The sequence below is a fragment of the Caenispirillum bisanense genome, from assembly GCF_900230255.1.
Lineage (GTDB): Bacteria > Pseudomonadota > Alphaproteobacteria > Rhodospirillales > Rhodospirillaceae > Caenispirillum > Caenispirillum bisanense_A.
In genome coordinates, this window is the sequence record NZ_OCNJ01000004.1 from 337,242 (window position 1) to 358,378 (window position 21,137).

Below are 21,137 nucleotides of genomic sequence, written 5' to 3' on the forward strand. Positions count from 1 at the left end.
TCAGCGGCGGCCGAACAGGCGCTCGATGTCCTTGAGCTTGAGCTCGACGTAGGTCGGCCGACCGTGGTTGCACTGCCCCGAGTGTGGCGTCATTTCCATCTGGCGCAAGAGGGCATTCATCTCGTCGGCATTGAGCAACCGCCCGGCGCGCACGCTGCCGTGGCAGGCCATGGTGCCGCAGACGTCGGCCAGCCGGTCCTTGAGCGCCAGCGCCTCGCCCAGTTCGGCCAGTTCGTCGGCGAGGTCGCGGATCAGGCCCTTGACGTCGCAATCCCCCAGCAGCGCCGGCACCTCGCGCACCAGGATGGAGCCGGGGCCGAACGACTCGATGACGAGGCCGAGCGCCGCCAGCTCGTCGGCGCGGGCGGCGACACGGTCGGCGTCGGCCTCGTCCATCTCCACCACCTCGGGCAGCAGCAGGCCCTGGCGGGCGACGCCGTCGGCATCCAGCGCCTGCTTCATGCGCTCGTAGACCAGCCGCTCGTGCGCCGCGTGCTGGTCGACGATGACGATGCCGTCGGCCGTCTGGGCGACGATGTAGGTGCCGTGCAGCTGCGCCCGCGCCACGCCGAGCGGATGCTCGGACGGCGACGGCGCCGGCGTGGGGGCGGCACCGACGTCGCGGCCCTGCGGCGGGGCCGACAGGTTGGGCAGGCGGGTCGGCTGCTCCCACAGGCCGCCGCCGGCCGGCGCCTGCGCCGCGAAAGCCGAGGCGACGTCGCCGAGCGACGGCCGCGGCGGCGGCGTCCAGCTCCACGCCGACTGACCGCTCCGGCCGAGCGGCAGGGCGGGGCGGCGCATGTCGGCCGCTCCCTCGCCTTCCGGCCGCACCGCGCCGAGCGCCCCGATGGCGACGGTGGTGGAGGCGCGGTGCCCCGCTTCGGCCAGGGCATGGCGCAGGGCAGAGACGATGAGGCCGCGCACCAGCGCCGCATCGCGGAACCGCACCTCCGCCTTGGCCGGGTGGACGTTGACGTCCACCTCGCGCGGCGGCAGGTCGAGGTAGAGAGCCAGGATGGCGTGGCGGTCGTGGGCCAGGAAATCCTGGTAGGCGCCGCGCACCGCGCCGGTCAGCAGGCGGTCCTTCACCGGCCGGCCGTTGACGAAGAGGTACTGCTGCTGCGCGTTGCCGCGGTTGTAGGTGGGCAGGCCGATGTGCCCGGTGAGGCGGATGCCCTCGCGCTCGGCGTCCACCGGCAGGGCGTTGTCGAAGAACTCCCGCCCGATGACGCCCGACAGCCGGTCCAGCCGCCGCGCGAACAGGTCGCCCTGCGCCGCCCCCAGCTTCACCACGCTGCGGGTGCCGTCGGTCAGGGTGAAGCCGACCTCCGGGTGGGCCATGGCGAGGCGGTTGATGACGTCGGCGGCGTGCTGCGTCTCGGTGCGCGGCGCCTTCAGGAACTTGAGGCGGGCGGGCGTGGCGTAGAACAGGTCGCGCACCTCCACCCGCGTGCCGGGCGGGCCGGCGGCGGGCTCGGGCTCGGCCTTCACGCCGCCTTCGACCGCGATGCGCCAGGCGCTCTCGGCGGCGCGGGTGCGGCTGGTGATGGACAGGCGCGAGACCGAGCCGATGGACGGCAACGCCTCGCCGCGAAAGCCCAGGAAGCCGATGTCGAACAGGTCGTCGGTGGGCAGCTTGGAGGTGGCGTGGCGCTCGACGCAGAGGCTCAGGTCCTCGCGGCCCATGCCCTTGCCGTCGTCCTGCACCACGATGAGCGAGCGGCCGCCGTCGGCCAGGGTGACGTCGATGCGCCGGGCGCCGGCGTCGAGCGCGTTCTCCACCAGCTCCTTCACGGCGGAGGCGGGGCGTTCCACCACTTCGCCGGCGGCGATCTGGTTGACGAGCGTCGAAGGCAGCAGACGCAAGGACACGGGGTTCTCTCAGCCGGTGGGGAGGAACCACATACGGTATTGTCTGCGGGCCGGAACCGCAAGATGCCGGATCAGGAGAATTCGACTCGGGCGTTACCCGCGGGCGCCGCGGGATCGTCCTGCTTTACCCGCGGGCGCCGCGGGTCTGGGGCAAGCCGGGACCCGGGCGGGTGGCGCGCGGGGCGTAGACGAAGCCGTAGGCCGGATAGGTGCGGCTGCCGAGCGTGTCGCCGGGCTCGAACCAGAAGCGGGTCTGCGACCAGTCGTTCTTCGGGCTGACGTCGACGACGCGCATGCCGAGGTGCACCTTGCCCTTGGTGTCGCGGCTCCAGCCCCAGTTGGCGTGGTCGACCAGGATGGTGCGCTTGTCGATGACCTTGGACACGATGGCGACGTGGCCGGACCGCAGGTGACCGGTGCGCTTCAGCACCAGCACGGCGCCGGGCTTCGGCGTGTTGCCGCGGTCGTAGACGCCGGCGGCGTTGTCCCACCACTGCCAGCCGTCGCCGCGCAGGGCGACGGAGCCGTAGGCCTGCACGTACTTGACGCAGGTCCAGCGGATGGAGCGCGCGGCCGCCTGCTGCTGCTGCTGCACGGCCTTGGGCGGCTTGACGGTGGTCGCGGCGGCGGCCTGCACCACCGGACGCTGCGGCGTGGCGATGGCGCCGGGCTTGGCGGCCTGGCTGCTCGCCGCCTGTTTGGCGGCCTGGGTCGTCGCCGCCGGTTTGGCAGCCTGAGCGGGCGCCGCCTGTTTGGCGGCCGTCGGCGCGGCGGGCTTGGCCTCGGGCTTGGCGATGGCGGTCACGGCGACCGGCTTCGTCACGGCCACGGGCTTCGCTTGGGCGATGGCACCGGGGGCGACGGTGGTCTTGGCGGCAGGAGCCGGCTTCGGCAGCGGCACGGCGACCCGCTCGAGGCCCGGCTTGGCGGCGGGCAGCGGTGCCTTGCCGGTGCCGGCGGCGAGGGCGGGGGAAGCGGACACGGCCGCGCAAACGAAGCCCGCCATCAGCGTCTTCAGCGCGGTCGCGCCACGGCCCGGGGCCGTGGTCTGGCGGGTGGCAGCGGCGTCGGTGACGCGTCGCAGGAGCATCCGTCGTAGTCCGGGTCCATCAGTGGTAGGGCGGGAGTGTGATCGACGCCGACGATGCCGTCAACGGCCCCGTTCAAATCGAGGGGGATTTCTCGACAATTTTTGTCGATGCCCCGCCTTTCCGCCTCCACGGCGGGCGCCGGGGCACCGGCCTCCACGGCCGAAGCCGGTGGCGCCGTGGATGGCCGGGTCGAGCCCGGCCATGACAATTTTCTTCTGTCTTTTCAAAACATTGTCATGCCAGGCCACCGAGCCGGGCATCCACGGCGTGCAACGCGCCGGTCGTGACGGATGCCCCCTACACCTCCCCGCGCGCCGCCAGGGCCGTCATCCGGTCGGCGATGCGGCAGGCCAGCGCCTGGATGGTCAGCGACGGGTTGACGCCGCCGCTGGTCGGGAACAGCGAGCCGTCGCAGATCCACAGGTTGGGGATGTCCCAGGTGCGGCCGTCGGCGTCGGCGACGCTGGTGCGCGGGTCGGCGCCGAATCGGCAGCCACCCATGAGGTGCGCCGTCGACGACGACGAGAACACGTCGCTGCCGCGGATGGCGCGCAGGCCCTGCTCCATGAACCCCATGGCGTGCTGGAACAGCCGCTTGTCGTCGTCGTGGTAGCCGAAGGTCACCCGCGCCACCGGCAGGCCGTGCTCGTCCACCTGATCGGCGAGTCGCACCCGGTTGGCGTCCTGCGGCAGGGTCTCGCCGACGATGCGCAGCCCGGCGTAATGGTTGTAGTCGGTCATCTTCTGCCGCAGCGGCATGCCCCACAGACCCGTGTTGGCGATCTCGTGCGCCCATTCCACCGGCATGGGGCCCTGGCTCATGAAGGCGTAGTGGCCGGGGAAGTCCTTGCCGTCGTCGGTGTAGTTCCAGTGCTCGCAGGCGGCCATGGACGGTGGCCCCTTGTACGAGCGGATTTCCTCGGGGAAGCGCGCCCATGAGGCGTGGTTGGAATGCACCATCAGTGACGCCCCCACCAGCCCGCTCGAATTGGCGAGCCCGTCGGGGAAGCGGTCGGTGGCCGAGTTCAGCAGCAGGCGCGGCGTTTCCACCGAATAGCCCGCCACCACCACGTGGCGCGCCTTCTGCCGCCGCCAGTCGCCGCCGCCGCGGCGGTAGAGCACGCCGGTGGCGCGGCCGCGGTCGTTGGTCTCCACCCGCCCGACCATGGCCTGGTCGCGGATCTCGGCCCCCGCCGCCACGGCGCGCGGGATCCACACCGTCAGGGCGCTCTGCTTGGCGTTGGTGGAGCAGCCGTACTTGCAGAAGCCGCGGTAGACGCACGGGTGGGCCAGGCCGCGCGGCGCCGACAGAGTGGCGAGCGGCGTCGGCGACCACGGCACGCCCAGCGCCTCGCAGGCCTCGGCGAGCTTCAGGCCGGCGGCGTTCACCTCGTGCGGGCGGTCGGGGTAGGGCCCGCGCCGCCGCCCCCAGGGGTAGCGCACCGGGCCGGCGATCTTCAGCGCTTCCTCCACCTCCTCGTAATAGGGCTCCATCTCCTCCCAGCTGACCGGCCAGTCGTGGCCGTAGCCGAGCTGCGAGCGGGCCTTGAACCACTTGGGGCGGAAGCGCAGCGACACCATCTGGTAGTGCACCGTCGAGCCGCCCACCGCCCGGCCCGAGTTGTTGGAGCCGAGCGTCACCGGGTCGTCGCCGTCGACGATGCGGTCGTCGTTCCAATAGAGGTCGTGCTGCGACCGTTCGTCGGAGGCGAAGTCCTCCAGCGGCCGCCACCACGTACCGGCGTCGAAGGCGACGACGGAGAAGCCTGCCTCCGCCAGCCGGCAGGCGAGCGTGCCGCCGCCGGCGCCGGTGCCGACGATGGCGAAGTCGACCGCCTCGTCCTCGCGGTAGGTGCGCATGGGCACCCAGCCGCCGCGCCGGAACACGTCCGGCGCCCGGCCGCCGACCGCGACGGGCTGGTTCGGGACGCGCCCGGTCATGGCTTTTCCTCGGCTTCCCACGGGTCGCGCTGGCCGGGCTGCAGGCGGGCGTAGCCGCGCGGGCTGGCCGGGCCGCCGAAGCCGATCTCGCTCCACGCCGCCGGATGGGCGTAGTAGACGGCCACCACTTCGAGCTGCAGCATCTCGCTGAAGAACCGGCCGGCCTCCAGCCCCTGCCACGCCGCGGCGACGCGCACCGTGCCGGCCTGCACCGATTGCAGGATCTCGTCCTGGCGGCCGCCGGCGAGGTCGGTGAATCCCGTGCCGAAGCGCGCCTGCGCCTCCGCCTCCATGCCGCGCAGGGCCTGCTGCCACGCCTGCCCCATGGGCGGCAGCGAGGCGTGGCGGTAGCCGTCGGAGCGGCCGCGCGCCAGCTTGTCGTCGATCCACGGCGCGATGGGCACCGGCTGCGGCATCATGCGGGCGCAGACGGCTTCGAGGACGGCATAGTCGGGCGGGTCGAGGAAGCGCGGCGGCGGCACGTTCTCCAGCCGCTCGCGCACCGCCGCGCGGGTGGCGTCGTTCCACGACGGGCTGTCCCATTTGGCGAGCACGTCGTAGTCGCGGTAGGGGGTGTGGAAGGTGCCGTGGCCGGTCATGGCTCCTCGTCCTCCAGCAGCAGCAGGGCCGCCAGGCCGGCCAGCGCCACGCCGGTGAAGCCCGGCGGCGCCGGCAGCGGCGGTCCCTGCAGGATCATCTGGCTCCAGGTCTTCCAGCCGCCCATGTTGCGGTGGATGCCGTAGGCGTGGAAGGCGACGCCGGCCAGCCCGAGCAGCGCCGTCGCCCCCGACAGCGACCGCGCCGCCGCGATCACCGCCGGCCCCGGCTGCACCGCGGCGGCGGCCAGCGCCACGGCGGCGGCGGGCGGCACCGTCACCGGCAGCACCATGTAGGGGTTCTGCCAGGCACCACGGAAATGCAGCAGCGCCACCTCCGCCACCGTGCCGACCAGCCCCACCGAAGCGGCGAGGCCGAGGCGCTGCGCCGCACTCCGCCGCGTGCGCCGGCCGCCGCCGATGAGGGTGCGCGGCCCGTGCTCCGCCCCCGGCTCCTCCAGGCGCTTGGCGGCGAGGCCGAACAGGCCGGCCAGCAGCATGGTCCCCGGTGCCCCGAGCGGCGCGCCGTAGAACAGGTTCATCCACCCGAGGCCGCCGGGCCGCTTGAGGATGTTGTAGGCGTGGAACCCGAGCCCGCCGGCGCCGGTGGCGGCGAGCGCGCCGTAGATCGCCTCCGCCCCGCGCCCGGTGCGCCGGCGCGACAGCAGCCCGCGCAGGGCGGTGACGAGCCCGAGGGCGCCGAGGCTCGGCGCCACCCCCATGGCCGGGTTGCGGTAGTGCGCCCGGGTGTGCTCCAGCCCGCTGTCGGCCATGCCGCTGAACGCCAGCAGCGCCGCCGCGCCGTGTAGCAGTTGCACCGCCCGCTCGCGCAGCAGGCGGCGAAAGACGCGGCGGCGGCGGCGCGGCGGGCGGATCTCGGGAGCGGTGGGATGCAGCGCGGCGGCGAGGGCATGGCCGGCGGCCAGCGCGGCGAGGGCACCGACGCCGACACGCCGCGGACTACCGAACAGCAGGTCGTCGCGCCGGCTGGGTTCCGGTGCGGCCGGACGGCGGCGCCGGCCGATCAGAAAGGCGGCGACGCCCTGCCGCGGTCGTGCCAGTCCTGCCCCGAGCTCTGCCGCATGCCTCCTCCGGCCGTCGATGACGCTGATGGGGAGGCAACGCCCGCACCGTCGACCGGGGTTGCCGCATCAGCCGGCGGCGGCGTCCTCGGCCGGGTTGGTGAAGAAGGGGCGCAGCGCGCCGCAGGCCTCGCAGTCGGTGGAGAACTGCGGCCCCTGCTTGCGCAGCCGCGCCGCCTTGCCGCACGCCGGGCAGGCCGCCTTGATGGCGGTATTGCCATCGCAGGCGCGGCACTTGAAGTAGTAGCCGAAGCGGCCGTAGCGGATTTCCACCGCATCGCTGCCGCACTTGCCGCAGACGTGCGGCGCCCCGGCGGCGGGCGCGGGCGCGGGAGCCGGGGCGGGCGCGGGTTCGGGCGCCGGCTCTGGCACAGCCTTGCGCCGGCCGAGCGTCGGCTCGCGGCGCTCCCGCTTGGGCGGAGGTGGCGGAGGTGGCGGAGGCGGTTCGGGCGCCGCGGGCTCCGCCGCCGCGCCGCCGAGCGGCCGGTGGTTCTCGATGAGGAAGTCGGCGATGCGGTCCATCTCGTAGAGCCCCAGTTCGCCGAGCGTGCGGGCGAGCAGGCGGCGCGGCCGGCGCGACTCCACCAGGGCGCGCACCGTGTCGATCACCTCGTCGGCCTTGATGACCGCCGGGTCGAGCGCCCCCTTGCACGAAATGCGGCCCTGGTCGGAGATGGCGACCAGCACGTCGTAATGCCGTTCCTCGATGCCCGGCGCCAGCACGCCGCGCCGGCCGGCCGAGGGCTCCAGACGGTCGGCCAGCACTTGGCGCAGGAATTCCGCCTGCAGGCGCGCCTGGTTGATGGGCGAGGGCATGCCCTTCGGGCGGTTGTCGAACCACCGGGTCCAATGACCGCGGACATCGATCTGCACGGCGTCGCTGACGCTCTTGCTCTCGACGATGACGAAGCCGTGCGGGTGCAGGACCAGATGGTCGATCTGCGCCGCGTCGCCCTCGTGCTCCAGGCGGATGCCGTTGAAGACGTGGATCTCCGGGTCGCGGGCGAAGCCGCGCTTCAGGTAGAAGGCGATCTGCTCTTCCGCCTTGCGACCGGCGGCACCGAACTTGTCGGCGGCGACGAAGGCGTCCAACTCCTTCAGGATCATGGTGCGGCGCATCCCCCTGCTCACGATTCGTTCGTTCTTTACGGGCAGGCGAGCGCCGACGCAACCGGCCGAAGGTCATGGCCCCGAGGGACCGGTCTGGTCCCCGCCGGCCCGGTCGTGTATGCCGGAGGAAACGGGAGGAACGGCATGATCGGCGGCGGCGGACCCCTGGCGGCCCTGGCAGTGATCCTGCGGCTGGCCCTGCGCGACCTGCGGGCGGCGCGGCGCAGCCTGGCGATCCTGGTGGCCGGCATCGCGCTGGGCGTCGCCGCCATCGCCGGCGGCGGCTCGGTGGCGGGCACGGCGCTGGAGGGCACGCGCGGGCAGGCACGCCTCGCGGTCGGCGGCGACCTGTCGCTGCGGCTGTTCCACCGCCCCTTCACCGCCGCCGAGCAGGAGGCCCTGCGCACCGCCGGCCGCCTGTCGCTCACCGCCGAACTGCGCCCGCGCGCCGTCGTGCCCGGGGGCGACCGCGGCACGCTGGTGGAGCTGAAGGCCGTCGACGCCGTCTATCCGCTGGTGGGCGCCGTCGACCTCGCGCCGCCGCAGCCGCTGGCCGCCGCCCTGACGCGCGGGCCGGACGGGCGCTGGGGCGCGGTCGCCGACGCCAGCCTGTTCGACGCCCTCGCCCTGCAACCCGGCGACACCCTGCGCCTCGGCGCCCTGACCGTCACCCTGCGCGCCCGCCTGGAGGCCGAGCCCGACCGCACCTTCCGCGCCCTGGAGCTGGGGCCGCGGGTGATGATCGCCGCCGAAGCCCTGGCCGAAAGCGGCCTCGCCACGCCCGGTGCGCCCGTCTACCACTACGCTCGTCTGTTGCTGCCCGAAGGTGCCGACGCCCGCGCCGCGGCGCAAGGCCTGGAGGATCGCTTCCCCGACGCCGGCTGGCGACTGGTGGAGGCGGCCGACGGCGTGCCGGGCCTGGAGCGCGTGCTCGCCATCGCAGAAGCGCTGCTGGTGCTCATCGGGCTGGCCGTGCTGCTGGTCGGCGCGCTGGGCGCGGCGGGCGCCGTGCGGGCGCACCTGACGGCACGGGCGCAGCGGCTGGCCGTGCTGCGCGCGCTCGGCGCCTCGCCGGCCGCGGCGGCGGCGGTGGGACTGGCACAGGTGGGGCTGGCGGCGGGGGTCGCCGTGGCGCTCGGCCTCGGGCTCGGTGCCGCGGCGGCGCTCGCCTGCCGGCCGCTGCTGGCGGGGCTCGGGCTCGCCGGGGCGGCGGGGGTGGTGCAGCCGCAGGCCCTGGCGGCGGCGGCCGGGTTCGGGCTGCTGGCGGCGGGGCTCGCCGCCCTCGGGCCGCTCGACACCCTGGCGCGCACGCCGGCGCCGCGCCTGCTGACCGGCGCCCCGGCCGCCCCACCGCGACGGCGCCGCCGCATGGCGCTGCTGACGGCGGCGGGCGCCGGAGTGGCCGGGATCGCCGCGGCGGTGCTGACCGACCTGCCGGTGGTGACGGTCGTCTTCCTCGCCCTGGTGACCCTGGCCGGCCTCGCCGCCGCCGGTGGGGCGGTGCTGCTGCGGCGGGCGGCGGCGCGGGTGCGGGCGCCGGGACGGCCGGTGCTGCGCCTCGCCCTCGGCGCCCTCGCCCGCCCCGGTGGGCCGACGGCGCCGGTGATGACCACCCTCGGCCTCACCCTGACGGTGCTGGTGTGCATCGCCGCGCTCGACGCCAACGCCCGCCGCCACCTTGCCGCCACCCTGCCCGCCAGCGCGCCGGAGACCGTGCTGCTCGGCGTACCGCCGGAGGCCGCGCCGGCGCTCGTGGCCGATCTCGCCGCCCTGCCCGGCCTCGACCGGGTGCGCGCCGTGCCCTTCCTGCACGGCACGCTGGCGGCGGTGAACGGCGTGGCGGTGCGCGAGCGGCCGGTGCCGCGCGACATGGCCTGGGTGGCGCGCGGCGACCGCGGCCTGTCGTGGGCCGCCGAGCCGCCGCCCGATACGGCCATCGTCGCCGGCACCTGGTGGGACGCTGCCCCGAGCACGGAGACGCGCCTGTCGGTGGATGCGCGGGTGGCGGAGCGCCTCGGCGTCGGGGTCGGCGATACGCTCACCCTCGCCATCCTCGGTCGGCCGGTGACCGGCACCATCGCCAACCTGCGGCGGGTGGACTGGGCGCGGCTCGACCTCGACTTCCCCATCCTGCTCAGCCCGCCGCCCGAGCCGCCGCCGCACACGGTGGTGGTGGCCCTGTGGGGCACGCCGCAGGGCGTGGCGGCGGCCCGCGACCGCGCCGCCGCGCGCCTGCCGACGGTGGCGGCGCTCGACCTCGCGCCGGTGCTCGATAGGCTGACGGTCTTCGTGACCGGCGCCGCGACGGCGCTGACGGCGGCTTCCGGCCTGACGCTGGCCGCCGCCCTGGTGGTGCTGGCCGGCGCCACGGCGGCGGACCAGCGGCGGCGGGTGCGCGAGGCGGCGGTGCTGACCATGATCGGGGCGACGCCGCGCCAGGTGCTGGCGGCGGGTCTGCTGGCGCACGGGCTGCTCGGGCTGGCGACGGCGGCCGCCGCCGTCCCGCTCGGGCTCGCGGCGGCCTGGGCGGTGCTGGCCGGCGCCCTGCCGGGCACGTGGCAGACGCCACTCGCCGCGCCGCTCGGGCTGGCGGCGGCGGCCGTGGCGCTGCTGGCGGCGGTGGGCTGGGGCGTCACCGCCGCCGCCCTGCGCCACTCCCCGGCGGCGGTGCTGCGGCAGGTGGGGTGATCCCCACACCCTGACGGGGTCCCCTCGTCGGGAAGCGGACGGCGCGACCGCGCCGCGCGGCCCCTGCCGTGGGAGGCAAGCGCGCGCCGCGCGCGCCCGGCGCCTGAGGGCGGTGCAGGGATCGTTCCCGATCCCTGCACATCACGGACAAAGGTCGCCGGCGTCGGGGGCACGGGTGGTGGCGGCGCAGAAGCTCATGCGGTGGTAGGACGTGCCCGAGGCCCGGTCGAGGTGGGTGACGCTGCGCACCGCCATGCGCACGCCGCCGCCGGGCAGCAGGAAGGCGTGCCGGCCGGGCGAGGTGGCGCGGTAGAATTCGTTCTCCTCCGCCGCCACCGGCTCCAGGGTCTCGCGGGCACCGGCGAAGCAGCCGCGCACGGCCTCGGCCAGGGCGGCCGCGCGGGCTTCCGCCTCCTCCGCCGAGGCGAGGTCGCCGACGTCGCAGAAATAGGCGGCGTCGGCGCCGACGTCGGCGGCGATGCCGCAGACTTCCGCACCGGCCAGGGTCTCGGTGGCGACGTAGGCCTCCCAGTCGCTGTTCCAGGCGCCGGCGATGGGCTCGAACCGGGTCGCGCCGGCTTCGGCGACGCGCGTCAGGAAGGCGCAGGAGTCCGAAGGGGCGGCGGCGGTCTGCGCCATGCAGGCGTCGAAGCGCTCGACCAGGGCGGCGAGGGCCGGGCGCTTCAGGGCGGCCGGGCGGGTCGGCGCTGCGGCGGCGAGGGCGTCGCCGAAGCAGCGGGCGGCGGCATCGTCGGGATCGTCGAGGAAGGGCGTGTCGTCGGCGCCGTCCACCGCCACCGCCGTCAGGCGCACCGGCGCCGCCGGGTCGAGCGCCCGCTCGGCGGTCATGGTGCCGACGCAGCAGGAAGCGCAGTCGGGCACCGCCGACGGCGGGGGGTCGTCCTGTCCGCCGTCCGGCCGCCCGAGATCGAGCAGCGCCGCCGGCGTCAGGGCGGTGGTGACGCGCAAGCGGTCGCCGTCGAGTTCGGCGGTGTCGAGGCCGCCGTTGCAGCGGTCGCCGCCGGCCCACACCACCTCGGTGCGCAAGCGCCCGCGATCCTCCGCCACCGCCACCAGATCACCGAACCAGCCGGTGCCGCCGAGGGTGAAGGCGGTCTGCACCAGGGCGCGGCCGTCGGGCAGGGTGCCGACGCGATGGGTGGCACCGTAGGCGAGGCCGAACGGCGCCAGCGCCGCGCCCGGTACCGCCACGAAGCCGTCCTCCACCGTCAGCGGCACATGCGCCGTGCCGGCGGTGCAGTCCTCCAGAGCCACGCCCTCGGCCTCGCCCGCATCGGCGAGCAGCACGGCGGTCAGGACGCATAGCGGATGGACTTCGCCCGCCGGCAGCCGGTCGGTCGGCGGCGGCGCGGCGCCGAGGGCGGCCAGGCGGGCGCGGTACTGGCCGGCGACGCAGGGCGCCGCGGCCCAGACGGCGGCGGGCGCCGGCTCCTCGTCGGCCGCGACGGTGGGCGCCGGGCAGGCGCGGTCGCGGGCGGCGATCCAGGCGCGCTGCTCCTGCGTCAGGCGCTTGGCGGCCTCGGGCTTGGCGGCCTTGCGGGCGGCGAAGGCCTCCGCCAGGGCCGCGTCCAGCGTCGCGAGCCCGCCGTCGGCGCAGATCAGCCGCTCCATGGCACCGCCGGCGGCAGTGCAGTCGAAGCTCGGCTCCGCCGCCGTCGCCGGCGCGGCGCCGAGCAGCGCCAGCAGCGCGCCCGTCAGGCACCCGATTCCCTTGCCCATGACGTCCCCCGATCCCCCCTCGTCCGCCGAAAGTAGAGCCACCCCCCACGACGGCCGGCAAGATTGACCTTCGCCATACGCGCTGGTGGACTCTCCTGCGGCCTCGGCATGGGGAATGGCGCCGGGACGTCGCCGGAAAGGGGGAAGACCGTCATGACCACTCACACCTTCGGCCGCTTCGGCTCGGCCGTCGCGCTGGCCGCCGGCCTCGCGCTGCTGGCGCCGGCACCCTCCGCCGCGGCGGCGGACCTGGCGACCGACCGCAGCGGCGGCTGCCGCGTCGAGGCCCCGGACGGCCTCGCACCGCAATGGCACGGCGCCTGCCGGGGCGGCCTCGCCGAGGGCCGCGGGGTGGTGCGCCTGTTCGCGGGCGGACAGTTCCGCAGCGCCTTCTTCGGCACGGTCGCGGGCGGCCGCTGGCGCTTCGGCGTCCACGCCACCGACACGGGCTACGCCGCCGGCGCCTTCGACGCCGCCGCACCGCTGCCGAGCGACGACCGCAACACCCTCATCCGCGCCTTCGACGAAGCGGCGGTCGCCGCCGAGGACCTGGCCGAGACCTTCGCCCGCGCCGGCAACAAAGCCTCCGCCGCGCACTATCGCGACATGGCGGAGCGGCTGGCCGGGCAGATGGACTGAGGGCGGGGCAACGACCCGCCCCGACGCCGCGAGCGTCGCCTTTCTGCCGATCGCGACTCGCGGTATGCTCGGCGGGTGTGAGGGACCGGTCGAGGGGGGATCACGACCATGCTTCGCCTGTTGTTGCTGGCCGCCGCAGTGACCGGCCTCGCCGGCTGTGCCGCGGCGCCCGCTCCGGTCGCCGACGCCCCGGCCGCGGACCGCTGGCTCGCCGCCATCGAGGACGCCGCCGTCCCGACGGAGGCCGAACGCGCCTTCGACCTCGTCGCCCTCACCCCCGCTACGCCCGGTCTCGTCTGGCGTGACGGCGCCGTGAAGATGGTCGCCTGGATGTCGCAGGCGAGTTACGACCGCTTCTACGCCGGCCGCAGCGAAACCACCCTGCCGGCGACCAAGCCGATCCTGTGGGTGACGGCGGCGCCGCAAGTCCAGGCCTTCTGCCGCGGCCTCGCCGCCGCCGATCCGACGCCGCGCCTCAAGCAGTACCTCGGGCTCGCCGCCGACTGGAGCTACGACGTCTTCGTCGAGTTCTGGGTGCCGCCCGCCGGCCTGCTGCGCCCCTGCCCCGACCAGGAGGTCACCGACGCCACCTGCGAGGTGGCGGCCGGACCGGCGGCGGCGGAGGAACCGTGGTACGCCGACCTCTACCGCGCCTCCTACCTGCCGACCGGCGCGCCGTGGACGCGCCTCGGCTATACCTACGACTGGAGCCCCGACAGCCCGGACAACCACGGCGCCAGCGAGTTCATGGTGCGCCCAGGCACCACCGTCGCCATCGCCGGCGCCGTCCCCACCGCCGCCTACTGCCGCTGAGCCGCCCGCCGACGTCGCCGCGCTCGACACGCCAGTCCTCCCTCGCCGACTTTGGTCGGGAGCTTCAGAATATGCCGAAAGTAGGGAACCCTGTACCCGAGCGGGAACAACTCCTAAGCAATACTGAGGATGTTTCACCTGGAGTTGGCTGATTTTTACCTGGAGTTGGCCTATTCAAGTACGGCACGCCTGATACTTGGCGGCTTAGTTGGCCGCAGGCTATAAGGGGGTATTCCGCAAGGGGGGAGAGGGGGGACTGTTCATGCGCCATCAGGCTAGCGAGGGGGAGCGTGACTCGCGGCGCCACGTGTTGATCCTGGACGACGATCCGGTCAACCGGTCGATGATGGCCACCTTCCTCGCCGCCGAAGGATTTGCCGTCCGCGAAGCCGCCACCGCGAGCGAGTGCCGGGCGGCCCTGAAGGCGGCCATGCCCGATCTGCTTCTCGTCGACATCCGGCTGCCCGACGCCAACGGCATCACCTTCGCCCAGGAAGTCCGCGCGTCGAGCCCCGTCGGGATCATCTTCGTCACCCAGCAGGACAACGAGATCGATCACGTCCTGGGGCTGGAGTCGGCCGGCGACGACTACATCACCAAGCCGATCAACCTGAGAATCCTGGCCGCCCGGGCGCGCGCCCTGCTGCGGCGGCGCGCCCTCGACGGCCAGGCTGCGTCGCGGGCGGGCGTGGTGACGTTCGGCCCGTTCGTCATGGACCTCACCCGCCGCGAGCTGGCCACGACCGGCGGCGCCATCATCGGCCTCACCCGGGGGGAATTCGACCTGCTGGCCGCCCTGGTCGAGGCCGAGGGCCGCGCCTTGTACCGCGACTACCTCGCCGAGGTGATCGGCAGCCGCCTCGGCGAGAGCAACGGGCGCACCGTCGACTCGCTGATCGCCCGCCTGCGGCGGAAGCTGAGTGCGGTCGACGGCGGCGGCGGGCTCATCGTCACGGTGACGAGCGTCGGCTATCGGTTCGCCGGCGCGGCCAGCCGCGCCTGATCGGCGGGCCGGATCTGGTTCAGGCGCTGCCGGCGGAGCCGCGCGACGAAGGACATCAGCCCCACCTTGCGGGCCTGCCGCAGCGCGCGCAGATCGTCGCCCAGCCTGCCGGGCGGCGCGGCCGGCGCCTCCCGTTCCATGCGGCCCGCGACGTCGGCCAGGGCGGTCAGGCCCATCGCGAGCGCGCCGCTGCGCAGCCGGTGCGCCAGCGCCCCCACCTGGACGCCGTCGGCCGCCGCCGCGGCGGCGTCCATCTCGTGCAGCACCTGCCGCGAGGTGCGCTGGAACAGGCGCGCGAGGCGCAGGGTTTCCGTCACCCCCAGCAGATCCACCTGCTGCGCCACGGCGCGGGCGTCCAGGACGGTCTGCGGTCGCTGACCGCGGCTGGCAAGGGCGGCCTCCAGCGCCGACAGGACGATGGGCTTGGACAGGCCGCCATCACCGCCGGCGGCCAGGAACGTCTCGTGCAGGCCGGCATGGAGATCGGCCGTCATGGCGAGGATGGGAACGCGATCGCGACCCGCCAGGACCTCGGCCTGCCGGATGCGACGGGTGGCTTCCACGCCGTCCATGTCCGGCATGTGCACATCCATCAGGATCACGTCGAAGTCCTCGCCCTCCGCCAGTGCCAGGGCCTCGTGACCGCTGGCGGCGAAGTGCGGCACATGACCGAGGCGCGACAGCAGCAGCCGGGCGACGCTGCGGTTGACCTCGTCGTCGTCGACGACCAGGAGCCGCAGCGGCACCCCCTCGCCCGCGGCGACCACCGGCGCAGGGGGGGCCTCCAGCGCGGGAATGGCGGGAATGTCCAAGCGGAAGACACTGCCGCGGGGTGAGGTCTGCTCCAGTTCCAGGGTGCCCCCCATCCGCTCCGCCATGCGCCGCGACAGCGCGAGCCCCAGCCCGACGCCGCCGAACCGGCGGGTGATGCGATCATCGGCCTGCACGAAGTCGCGGAAGACGGCCTCCCGCAGGTCGTCGCCGATGCCGATGCCGGTATCGCTGACCCGCAGGATCAGGCGCGGGTCCTCGGTCGTCCCGCCCCGGCCGACGGCAAGGCGGACGCCGCCGCGCTCGGTGAACTTGATGCCGTTGCCCAGCAGATTGATCAGGACCCGCACCAGGAGCGGCCGGTCGGCGCGGATACGGGCGGGAACGGCCTCGTCCACCGTCACGGACAGCTCCAGCCCCCGGGGGGTCGCCTGCGGCCGCAGGAGGTCCGCCACCTGGGCCGCCAGGTCCCTCACCGCGACGTCCTCCAGGACCGGGGCGGCCTCGTCCGCGCCGTCGCGGCCGTACTCGAGGACGCTGTCCACCAGCGTCCGCAGGGTGTCGCCGGCGGTCAGGGCGGTGCGCAGGGTCTCGGCCGACGCCCGGTCGAGGGACCGCCCGTCGAACGCCTGCAACATGCCCAGCAGGCCGTTGAGCGGCGTGCGGATCTCGTGGGCGATGACGGCCAGGAAGCGCGACTTGGCGCGATCGGCCGCCTCGACGACTTCGAGGGCCCGCCGCGCCTCCTCCTCGCCGGCCAGGGCGCGGCGGGTGGCTTCGGCCGCTTCCACGGTCTTGGCCTCCACCAGCCGGTTCAGCTCCGCCTCGCGCCGCAGATGCTGGCGCTTGCGCCAGTGCAGAAGGCCGTACAGGGCCAGCAGGACGGCCGCCACGGCGGACAGCCGGAACCAGACCGTCTCGTGCCACGCCGGCAGAACGCGCAGGGACAGGTGTACCGGATCGCTCCACAGCCCGCTGCTGCCGGTGCCCTTGATCTCCAGGCGATGCAGCCCCGGCGGCAGGTTGGTGAAGACGGCGCGGCGGTGGAGCGCGTCCGTCTGCACGGGCGGACCGTCGTCCAGCCGGTAGGCATAGAGGTTCAGCCCGGGATTGGAGTAGTCGAGGGCGGCGAAGTCCACCTGGACGCGGTCCTCCGACGCCCCGACGACGATGTCCTCGCCGGGCAGGAGGCGCCGGTCGTCGACCACGACGCCGGTCACCACCAGGGGCGGACGGTAGGCCCATTCGGGCAGCGGCGCCGGACGCATGGCCACCAGCCCCCCGAAGGCGCCGAGCGCCAGCGTGCCGTCCGTCAGGCGCGTGGCGGCGCCGGACCAGAAGGTCCTGACCTCCACCCCCTCGGCGACGCCGAGGAGGCGCACGGCGCGGGTGTCCGGGTCGATGACGGCCAGCCCGTCGCCGGTGCCCGCCACCATGGTGCCGTCCTCGGCTTCCACCAGCGACAGCACCGAGCCGCTCCGCAAGCCCTGGGGACGGCCGACACGCGCAAAGCGCGGCGGGTCCGTCTCCGCCGGGGTGAGGATGCCGATGCCGTTGGAGGTGGAGGCCCAGAGGCGGCCCCGGCTGTCCTGGACGATGTCGGTGACCAGATCCCCCGGCAGCGAAGTAGCGTCGCCGGGGACATGGAGATACCGCTGGAAGGTGCCGGCCTCGGGGTCGGTCAGCAGGTTGAGCCCGCGGTAGGTTCCCACCCACAGGCGCCCGTCACCGTCGCGCGCCAGCGCCGTCACCTGGTTGTCGCTCAGGCTGTGCGGATCCTTCGGATGGTAGCGGTAGGTCCTGAAGCTGCCGTCGGCGAGCGATAGCCGCGCGAGGCCCTTGGAACTGCCGACCCACAGCGTTTCCCCTTCCAGCTCCAGGGCCCAGACGTTGGCGCGGTCCAGCGGCGCGAAGGGGACGACGGCGCCGCTGGCCAGGTCGATGCGCGACAGGCCGCCCGTCTGGCCCACCCACAGGCTGCCGTCGCCAGGATCGGCGATGGCCTGGACCGGACCTTCCGGCAGGCCCGACGGCCAGCGGGCGCCGGGCATCTCTCCCAGCCGGGCGACGCCGTGGAAGCGGAAGCCGAGCCACAGGCCGCCGTCGGCCGCCGGCGTCACCGCCCGGACGTCGGTACCCGGCAGGCCGCTTTTGCGGTGGGGGATGATGGTCATGACGCGCGGGTTGGTGGGCAGGTGCCGATGAACGCCGCGCAGGCTGCTGACCCACACCATGCCCGAGCGGTCCACCAGCAGGCCGGTGACGGAATTGTCGCCCAGGCTGGTGGGACTGGTGGGGTCGCGGACGATGCGGCGCACGCTGTCGGTCTCCCGGCGCAATTCGCGCAGCCCGTCGCCGTAGGAGCCCATCCACAGCACGCCCGGCGCAGGCTCCGCGAAGGCCGTCACCCGGTATCCCGGAAAGCCGAGCCGGGGATCGACGACGGCGCGCAGCGGGTCGCCGGCCAGCCGCCCGACCCGGCCGCGCTGGGTGCCGAACCACAGGGTGCCGGTGCCGTCCTCGAACAGCGCCGAGACGGTGTCGCCCTCGGGCACGGTGGCGATTCTCGACCAGGGGGCGCCGTCGCCGTCGCGTCGCAGGATGGCGCCGGCCATGCCGACCCAGACCCGTCCGGCGCGGTCGACCAGCACGCTGCCCGCCTCGCCGGGGGGCAGGTCGCTCTGCCGCCACCGGCCGTCGGCGGCGTCCAGGTGGAACAGTCCCTGCCGCCCGGGCACCCACATCCCCGCCGCGCCGTCGGCCACCAGGCCGTGGGCCCGCCCCATGCTGACGTCGGCGTTGCGATGGGCGACGAAGCGTTCCGTCGCGTCGTCGAACCGGAACACCACGCCGGAGCCCGTGCCGAACCACACCCGCCCGGCGGCGTCGGTGGCCGTGGCGGTGACGATGTCTTCCGGCGGCGATCCCGCGATGTCGGGGTCGTGGCGGAAGACCCGCATGTGGTAGCCGTCCCAGCGCGCCACTCCGCCGGGGGTGGCGAACCACATGAAGCCGTGCCTGTCCTGCGACACGCCGAGGGCGACGGGATAAGGCAGTCCGTCCGCCGGCGTCAGGTGGTGGAAGACCGGCGGCGCGAGCAACTCCCAGCCGGCCTCGTGCGGCAGGGGGGAGGGGGCGGCGGCGGCCGCCGCCTTGCCGAGCAGCAACGCCACGGCCAGCAGGAAAGCGAGAAGCGGGTGCACGCGGACCGTCCCGACGCTGCGACAGAGGAAGACGCCCCGGGGGCGGCCCGGGCGATCTTGCCGGGAAGGCCGCCACGGTGTCGACATGCGCCGCGGCGGGACGGCGCAGTTGTGGACCGGGGTCAACATCTCGTTCGCAGCGTGTCCACAAGGGCGCATCACGCTGCGGCCCCATGCTTTGCCATGCATGGGGGGATCATCTTGAACACAGTGGCTGTACGCGCCGGCATCCTGGAACGGGCCGGCGTCTGGGTGGAAAGCGGGCCGGTGCAACTGGTCATCACCGTCCTGATCATCGTCAACGCGATCATTCTCGGTCTCGACACCTCCAAGACGGTCACCGACGCCATCGGTCCGCAACTGCACCTTCTGGATCAGGCGATCCTCGGCGTGTTCATCGTCGAACTCGTCCTGAGGATCGGCTACCGCCGGCTGTCGTTCTTCCGCGACGGCTGGAGCCTGTTCGACTTCGCGGTGGTGCTGATCGCCGTGGTGCCCACGACGCCGGGCCTGGCGGTGCTGCGGTCGCTGCGCGTGCTGCGCGTGCTGCGCCTCATCACGGTGCTGCCGCGCCTGAAGATGATCGTCTCGGCGCTGATCTCGTCGCTGCCGGGGCTGGGCATGATCATGCTGCTGCAGAGCCTCATCTTCTATGTCGGGGCGGTCATCGCCACCAAGGTCTTCGGCGCGACCTTCCCCGATTGGTTCGGCACGCTCGGGGCGTCGCTGTACACGCTGTTCCAGATCATGACCCTGGAAAGCTGGTCCATGGGGATCGTCCGTCCGGTGATGGACAACTACCCCTACGCCTGGGTCTTCTTCGTGCCGTTCATCCTGATCGCCACCTTCACCATGCTCAATCTGTTCATTGCCGTCATCGTCAATGCCATGCAGACCCTGCATGAAGAGGAAGCAGCCGAAATCACCGACGAGATCCGCTCGGCGGCCCATGTCGAGGGCGAGCAGCTCGCCCTTCGCCTGGAGCAGATGCAGGCCGAACTCGTCGCCATCCGCAGCGCGCTGGAGCAGCGGCCGCCCGCCGCCGGGTGACGCGGCGTGATGGACGGCAGTCCATATCCTGTCCACAGGACGTGCATGGTCTTACGCCAGGGTGGCCGGCGGGGCCATGCGGTTCCTGCATGACGCCCGTTCACCCACGACGAGAGGGGAAAGTGGAATGAAGACGATTCTGTTGGCGGCCGTCGCGGCCTTCGGCCTGACCGTTGCGGCCGGGGCGCATGCCGCCGGGGGCTACAACGACCCGAAGGGCGATCCGCAGTACACCGCCTGCGTCGCCAAGGCCCTGAAGGACTATGAAGGTGGCGGGCAGCCGAGCAAGGTGGCCGGCCAGACCAATGCCGAGGCCTGGTGCACCTGCGTGTGGAACGAAACCCCGGACAACTTCTCCGGCGATCTCGTGAGCTTCGCCGAGTCCGATCCGGGCAAGGCGGTCAACAAGCTGTGCGAGAAGCACTCCGGCTGGGGCAACTGAGCCCGCTCGCGCCGGCCGGGAGCCTCGCGCTCCAGGCCGGCGTACTCGCCGGGGCGCAGCCGGCTCACCCGTGCTTGCGTCCGGTGATCATGGCCCGAACCAGATTCTCCCGGTGCAGGAGGCTGGAGACCACGACCCCGAGGAGATGCACGACCACGAGGCCGAGAACGGCATCGGCGGCGCCCTCGTGCAGGGTTTCGATCCACCCGACACCCCAGAAGCGGTCGGTGACCATCAGGGCGCCGGACCCGGCGGTGACGAACACCGCCGCCAGCAGCAGGAGGATCATGGCGCCCCCGGCCGGGTTGTGGCCGATGTGGCGCTCGGGATGGCCGGAGGCGAGGCTCCGCACATAGGCGAGGACGGCGCCGGGACCCCTGACGAAGTCGGAGAACCGGGCGTGTCGGCCGCCGACGAACCCCCACAAGAGGCGAAACCCGATCAGCGCGAGCGCCACGTAGCCGGCCGCGTTGTGGATGGCGGCCTGGTCGTCGGCGAGGTAGGCCGTCGCCATGGTGGCGACCAGCGACCAGTGGAACAGGCGAACCAGCGGATCCCAGACCCGCAGGGTGTCGGCGGCGGCACGCATCGCGTCAGCCCTGCGTCTTGACCTTGACCACCTCGGCCGTCACCGGGTGGACGTAGACCTCGACGCGCTTGCCGTCCTTGTCCATGCCCTTCATCTCGATGCAGCCGTCCTCGGTGTCCATCTTGCGGACGTCGTAGCCCTGGCCCTCGAGCATGGCCGCGACCTCCTCCATGGTCTTGCGGGGGCCCTCCGTGGGGGCGCAGAGGTCGGCGGCCATGGCGGCCGGCGCGAGGGCGAGAAGGGTGGCCGCGACCGTGGCGGCGGCGAACTTGCGGATCATGTGACGCATCCTGTCTGGTAGAGGGGAAGGCGCCGGCCCGTCGAACCGAAGGGACCGGACCGACCGGCCGGCGCTGGAAGAAGAGAAGTCTGGACCGATCCGAAGGGGCGGATCACACGACATCCCGTCGTGCCCCTTCTGTATGGTCCTTCGCGCCTGAACCGACGCTGAACGGCCGCTGCCCCAGGATGCGCCTCGGCAGCGGTGCGGCCTCGGGCCGCGCGGGC

At 73.9% G+C, this 21,137-nt stretch carries 16 protein-coding genes; 6 read left to right on the forward strand and 10 right to left on the reverse strand.

Annotated features, from left to right (window positions below):
* From mutL to CRP50_RS11400, 6 genes are all read right to left on the reverse strand, one after another.
* Complete coding sequence (gene mutL / locus CRP50_RS11375; RefSeq protein ID WP_097279278.1) at positions 1-1,872, reverse strand: DNA mismatch repair endonuclease MutL; 1,872 nt, start codon at positions 1,870-1,872, stop codon at positions 1-3.
* A 124-nt stretch (positions 1,873-1,996) separates the two neighbouring features.
* Positions 1,997-2,962, reverse strand: a complete 966-nt coding sequence (locus CRP50_RS25785) for a CHAP domain-containing protein (RefSeq protein WP_097279279.1) — start codon at positions 2,960-2,962, stop codon at positions 1,997-1,999.
* A gap of 298 nt (positions 2,963-3,260) precedes the next feature.
* A complete protein-coding gene (locus CRP50_RS11385; RefSeq protein ID WP_097279280.1) occupies positions 3,261-4,904 on the reverse strand; it encodes a GMC family oxidoreductase in 1,644 nt (547 codons plus the stop codon).
* The gene (locus tag CRP50_RS11390) at positions 4,901-5,503 is read right to left on the reverse strand and encodes a gluconate 2-dehydrogenase subunit 3 family protein (protein WP_097279281.1); all 603 of its coding nucleotides are present in this window, start codon (positions 5,501-5,503) and stop codon (positions 4,901-4,903) included. Before CRP50_RS11390 ends, CRP50_RS11385 begins: the two co-directional genes overlap by 4 nt.
* On the reverse strand, positions 5,500-6,318 hold the full coding sequence (locus CRP50_RS11395) for a hypothetical protein (RefSeq protein WP_245913442.1): 819 nt from the start codon (positions 6,316-6,318) through the stop codon (positions 5,500-5,502). The genes CRP50_RS11390 and CRP50_RS11395 overlap by 4 nt, the downstream gene beginning before the upstream one ends.
* A 333-nt stretch (positions 6,319-6,651) precedes the next feature.
* Positions 6,652-7,713, reverse strand: a complete 1,062-nt coding sequence (locus tag CRP50_RS11400; RefSeq protein WP_141415113.1) for a nuclease-related domain-containing protein — start codon at positions 7,711-7,713, stop codon at positions 6,652-6,654.
* Positions 7,714-7,836: 123 nt separating this feature from the next.
* Here CRP50_RS11400 and CRP50_RS11405 point away from each other — a divergent pair, with 123 nt between their 5' ends.
* A complete protein-coding gene (locus CRP50_RS11405; protein ID WP_097279283.1) occupies positions 7,837-10,380 on the forward strand; it encodes an ABC transporter permease in 2,544 nt (847 codons plus the stop codon).
* Positions 10,381-10,521: 141 nt separating this feature from the next.
* Here CRP50_RS11405 and CRP50_RS11410 read toward each other — a convergent pair whose 3' ends face one another.
* A complete protein-coding gene (locus CRP50_RS11410) occupies positions 10,522-12,120 on the reverse strand; it encodes a lysozyme inhibitor LprI family protein (RefSeq protein WP_097279284.1) in 1,599 nt (532 codons plus the stop codon).
* 153 nt (positions 12,121-12,273) lie between these two features.
* On the opposite strand from CRP50_RS11410, the gene CRP50_RS11415 reads away from it, so the two are divergent.
* From CRP50_RS11415 to CRP50_RS11425, 3 genes are all read left to right on the forward strand, one after another.
* The gene (locus CRP50_RS11415; RefSeq protein WP_097279285.1) at positions 12,274-12,759 is read left to right on the forward strand and encodes a hypothetical protein; all 486 of its coding nucleotides are present in this window, start codon (positions 12,274-12,276) and stop codon (positions 12,757-12,759) included.
* A 108-nt stretch (positions 12,760-12,867) separates the two neighbouring features.
* Positions 12,868-13,572 (forward strand): hypothetical protein, encoded by a 705-nt coding sequence (locus CRP50_RS11420; RefSeq protein WP_097279286.1) that lies wholly within the window; start codon positions 12,868-12,870, stop codon positions 13,570-13,572.
* Positions 13,573-13,834: 262 nt separating this feature from the next.
* Complete coding sequence (locus tag CRP50_RS11425; protein WP_097279287.1) at positions 13,835-14,575, forward strand: response regulator transcription factor; 741 nt, start codon at positions 13,835-13,837, stop codon at positions 14,573-14,575.
* On the opposite strand, the gene CRP50_RS11430 is transcribed toward CRP50_RS11425, so the two are convergent.
* Positions 14,542-18,549 carry a hybrid sensor histidine kinase/response regulator gene (locus CRP50_RS11430; protein WP_176525131.1) on the reverse strand — a complete coding sequence of 1,336 codons (4,008 nt, stop codon included), beginning with the start codon at positions 18,547-18,549 and terminating at the stop codon, positions 14,542-14,544. The two genes, CRP50_RS11425 and CRP50_RS11430, sit on opposite strands and share 34 nt — an antisense overlap.
* 210 nt (positions 18,550-18,759) lie before the next feature.
* Between CRP50_RS11430 and CRP50_RS11435 the strand changes: the two genes are divergently transcribed.
* The gene (locus CRP50_RS11435) at positions 18,760-19,599 is read left to right on the forward strand and encodes an ion transporter (protein ID WP_245913453.1); all 840 of its coding nucleotides are present in this window, start codon (positions 18,760-18,762) and stop codon (positions 19,597-19,599) included.
* A gap of 127 nt (positions 19,600-19,726) precedes the next feature.
* Positions 19,727-20,041, forward strand: coding sequence for a hypothetical protein (locus CRP50_RS11440; protein WP_097279290.1), 315 nt, complete (start codon positions 19,727-19,729; stop codon positions 20,039-20,041).
* A 64-nt stretch (positions 20,042-20,105) separates the two neighbouring features.
* On the opposite strand, the gene CRP50_RS11445 is transcribed toward CRP50_RS11440, so the two are convergent.
* Together CRP50_RS11445 and CRP50_RS11450 are read right to left on the reverse strand one after the other, a co-directional pair.
* Entirely contained in the window at positions 20,106-20,630 is a 525-nt protein-coding gene (locus CRP50_RS11445; protein WP_097279291.1) for a cytochrome b/b6 domain-containing protein, read from the reverse strand.
* A gap of 4 nt (positions 20,631-20,634) precedes the next feature.
* Entirely contained in the window at positions 20,635-20,910 is a 276-nt protein-coding gene (locus tag CRP50_RS11450; RefSeq protein ID WP_176525132.1) for a PepSY domain-containing protein, read from the reverse strand.
* Positions 20,911-21,137 lie beyond the last annotated feature (227 nt).

Coding starts and splice junctions, on each gene's coding strand:
- CRP50_RS25785 (WP_097279279.1), bottom strand. CDS start 2,962: ATGCTCCTGCGACGCGTCACCGACGCCGCTGCCACCCGCCAGACCACG.
- CRP50_RS11385 (WP_097279280.1), bottom strand. CDS start 4,904: ATGACCGGGCGCGTCCCGAACCAGCCCGTCGCGGTCGGCGGCCGGGCG.
- CRP50_RS11390 (WP_097279281.1), bottom strand. CDS start 5,503: ATGACCGGCCACGGCACCTTCCACACCCCCTACCGCGACTACGACGTG.
- CRP50_RS11405 (WP_097279283.1), top strand. CDS start 7,837: ATGATCGGCGGCGGCGGACCCCTGGCGGCCCTGGCAGTGATCCTGCGG.
- CRP50_RS11410 (WP_097279284.1), bottom strand. CDS start 12,120: ATGGGCAAGGGAATCGGGTGCCTGACGGGCGCGCTGCTGGCGCTGCTC.
- CRP50_RS11415 (WP_097279285.1), top strand. CDS start 12,274: ATGACCACTCACACCTTCGGCCGCTTCGGCTCGGCCGTCGCGCTGGCC.
- CRP50_RS11420 (WP_097279286.1), top strand. CDS start 12,868: ATGCTTCGCCTGTTGTTGCTGGCCGCCGCAGTGACCGGCCTCGCCGGC.
- CRP50_RS11425 (WP_097279287.1), top strand. CDS start 13,835: ATGCGCCATCAGGCTAGCGAGGGGGAGCGTGACTCGCGGCGCCACGTG.
- CRP50_RS11440 (WP_097279290.1), top strand. CDS start 19,727: ATGAAGACGATTCTGTTGGCGGCCGTCGCGGCCTTCGGCCTGACCGTT.
- CRP50_RS11445 (WP_097279291.1), bottom strand. CDS start 20,630: ATGCGTGCCGCCGCCGACACCCTGCGGGTCTGGGATCCGCTGGTTCGC.
- CRP50_RS11450 (WP_176525132.1), bottom strand. CDS start 20,910: ATGATCCGCAAGTTCGCCGCCGCCACGGTCGCGGCCACCCTTCTCGCC.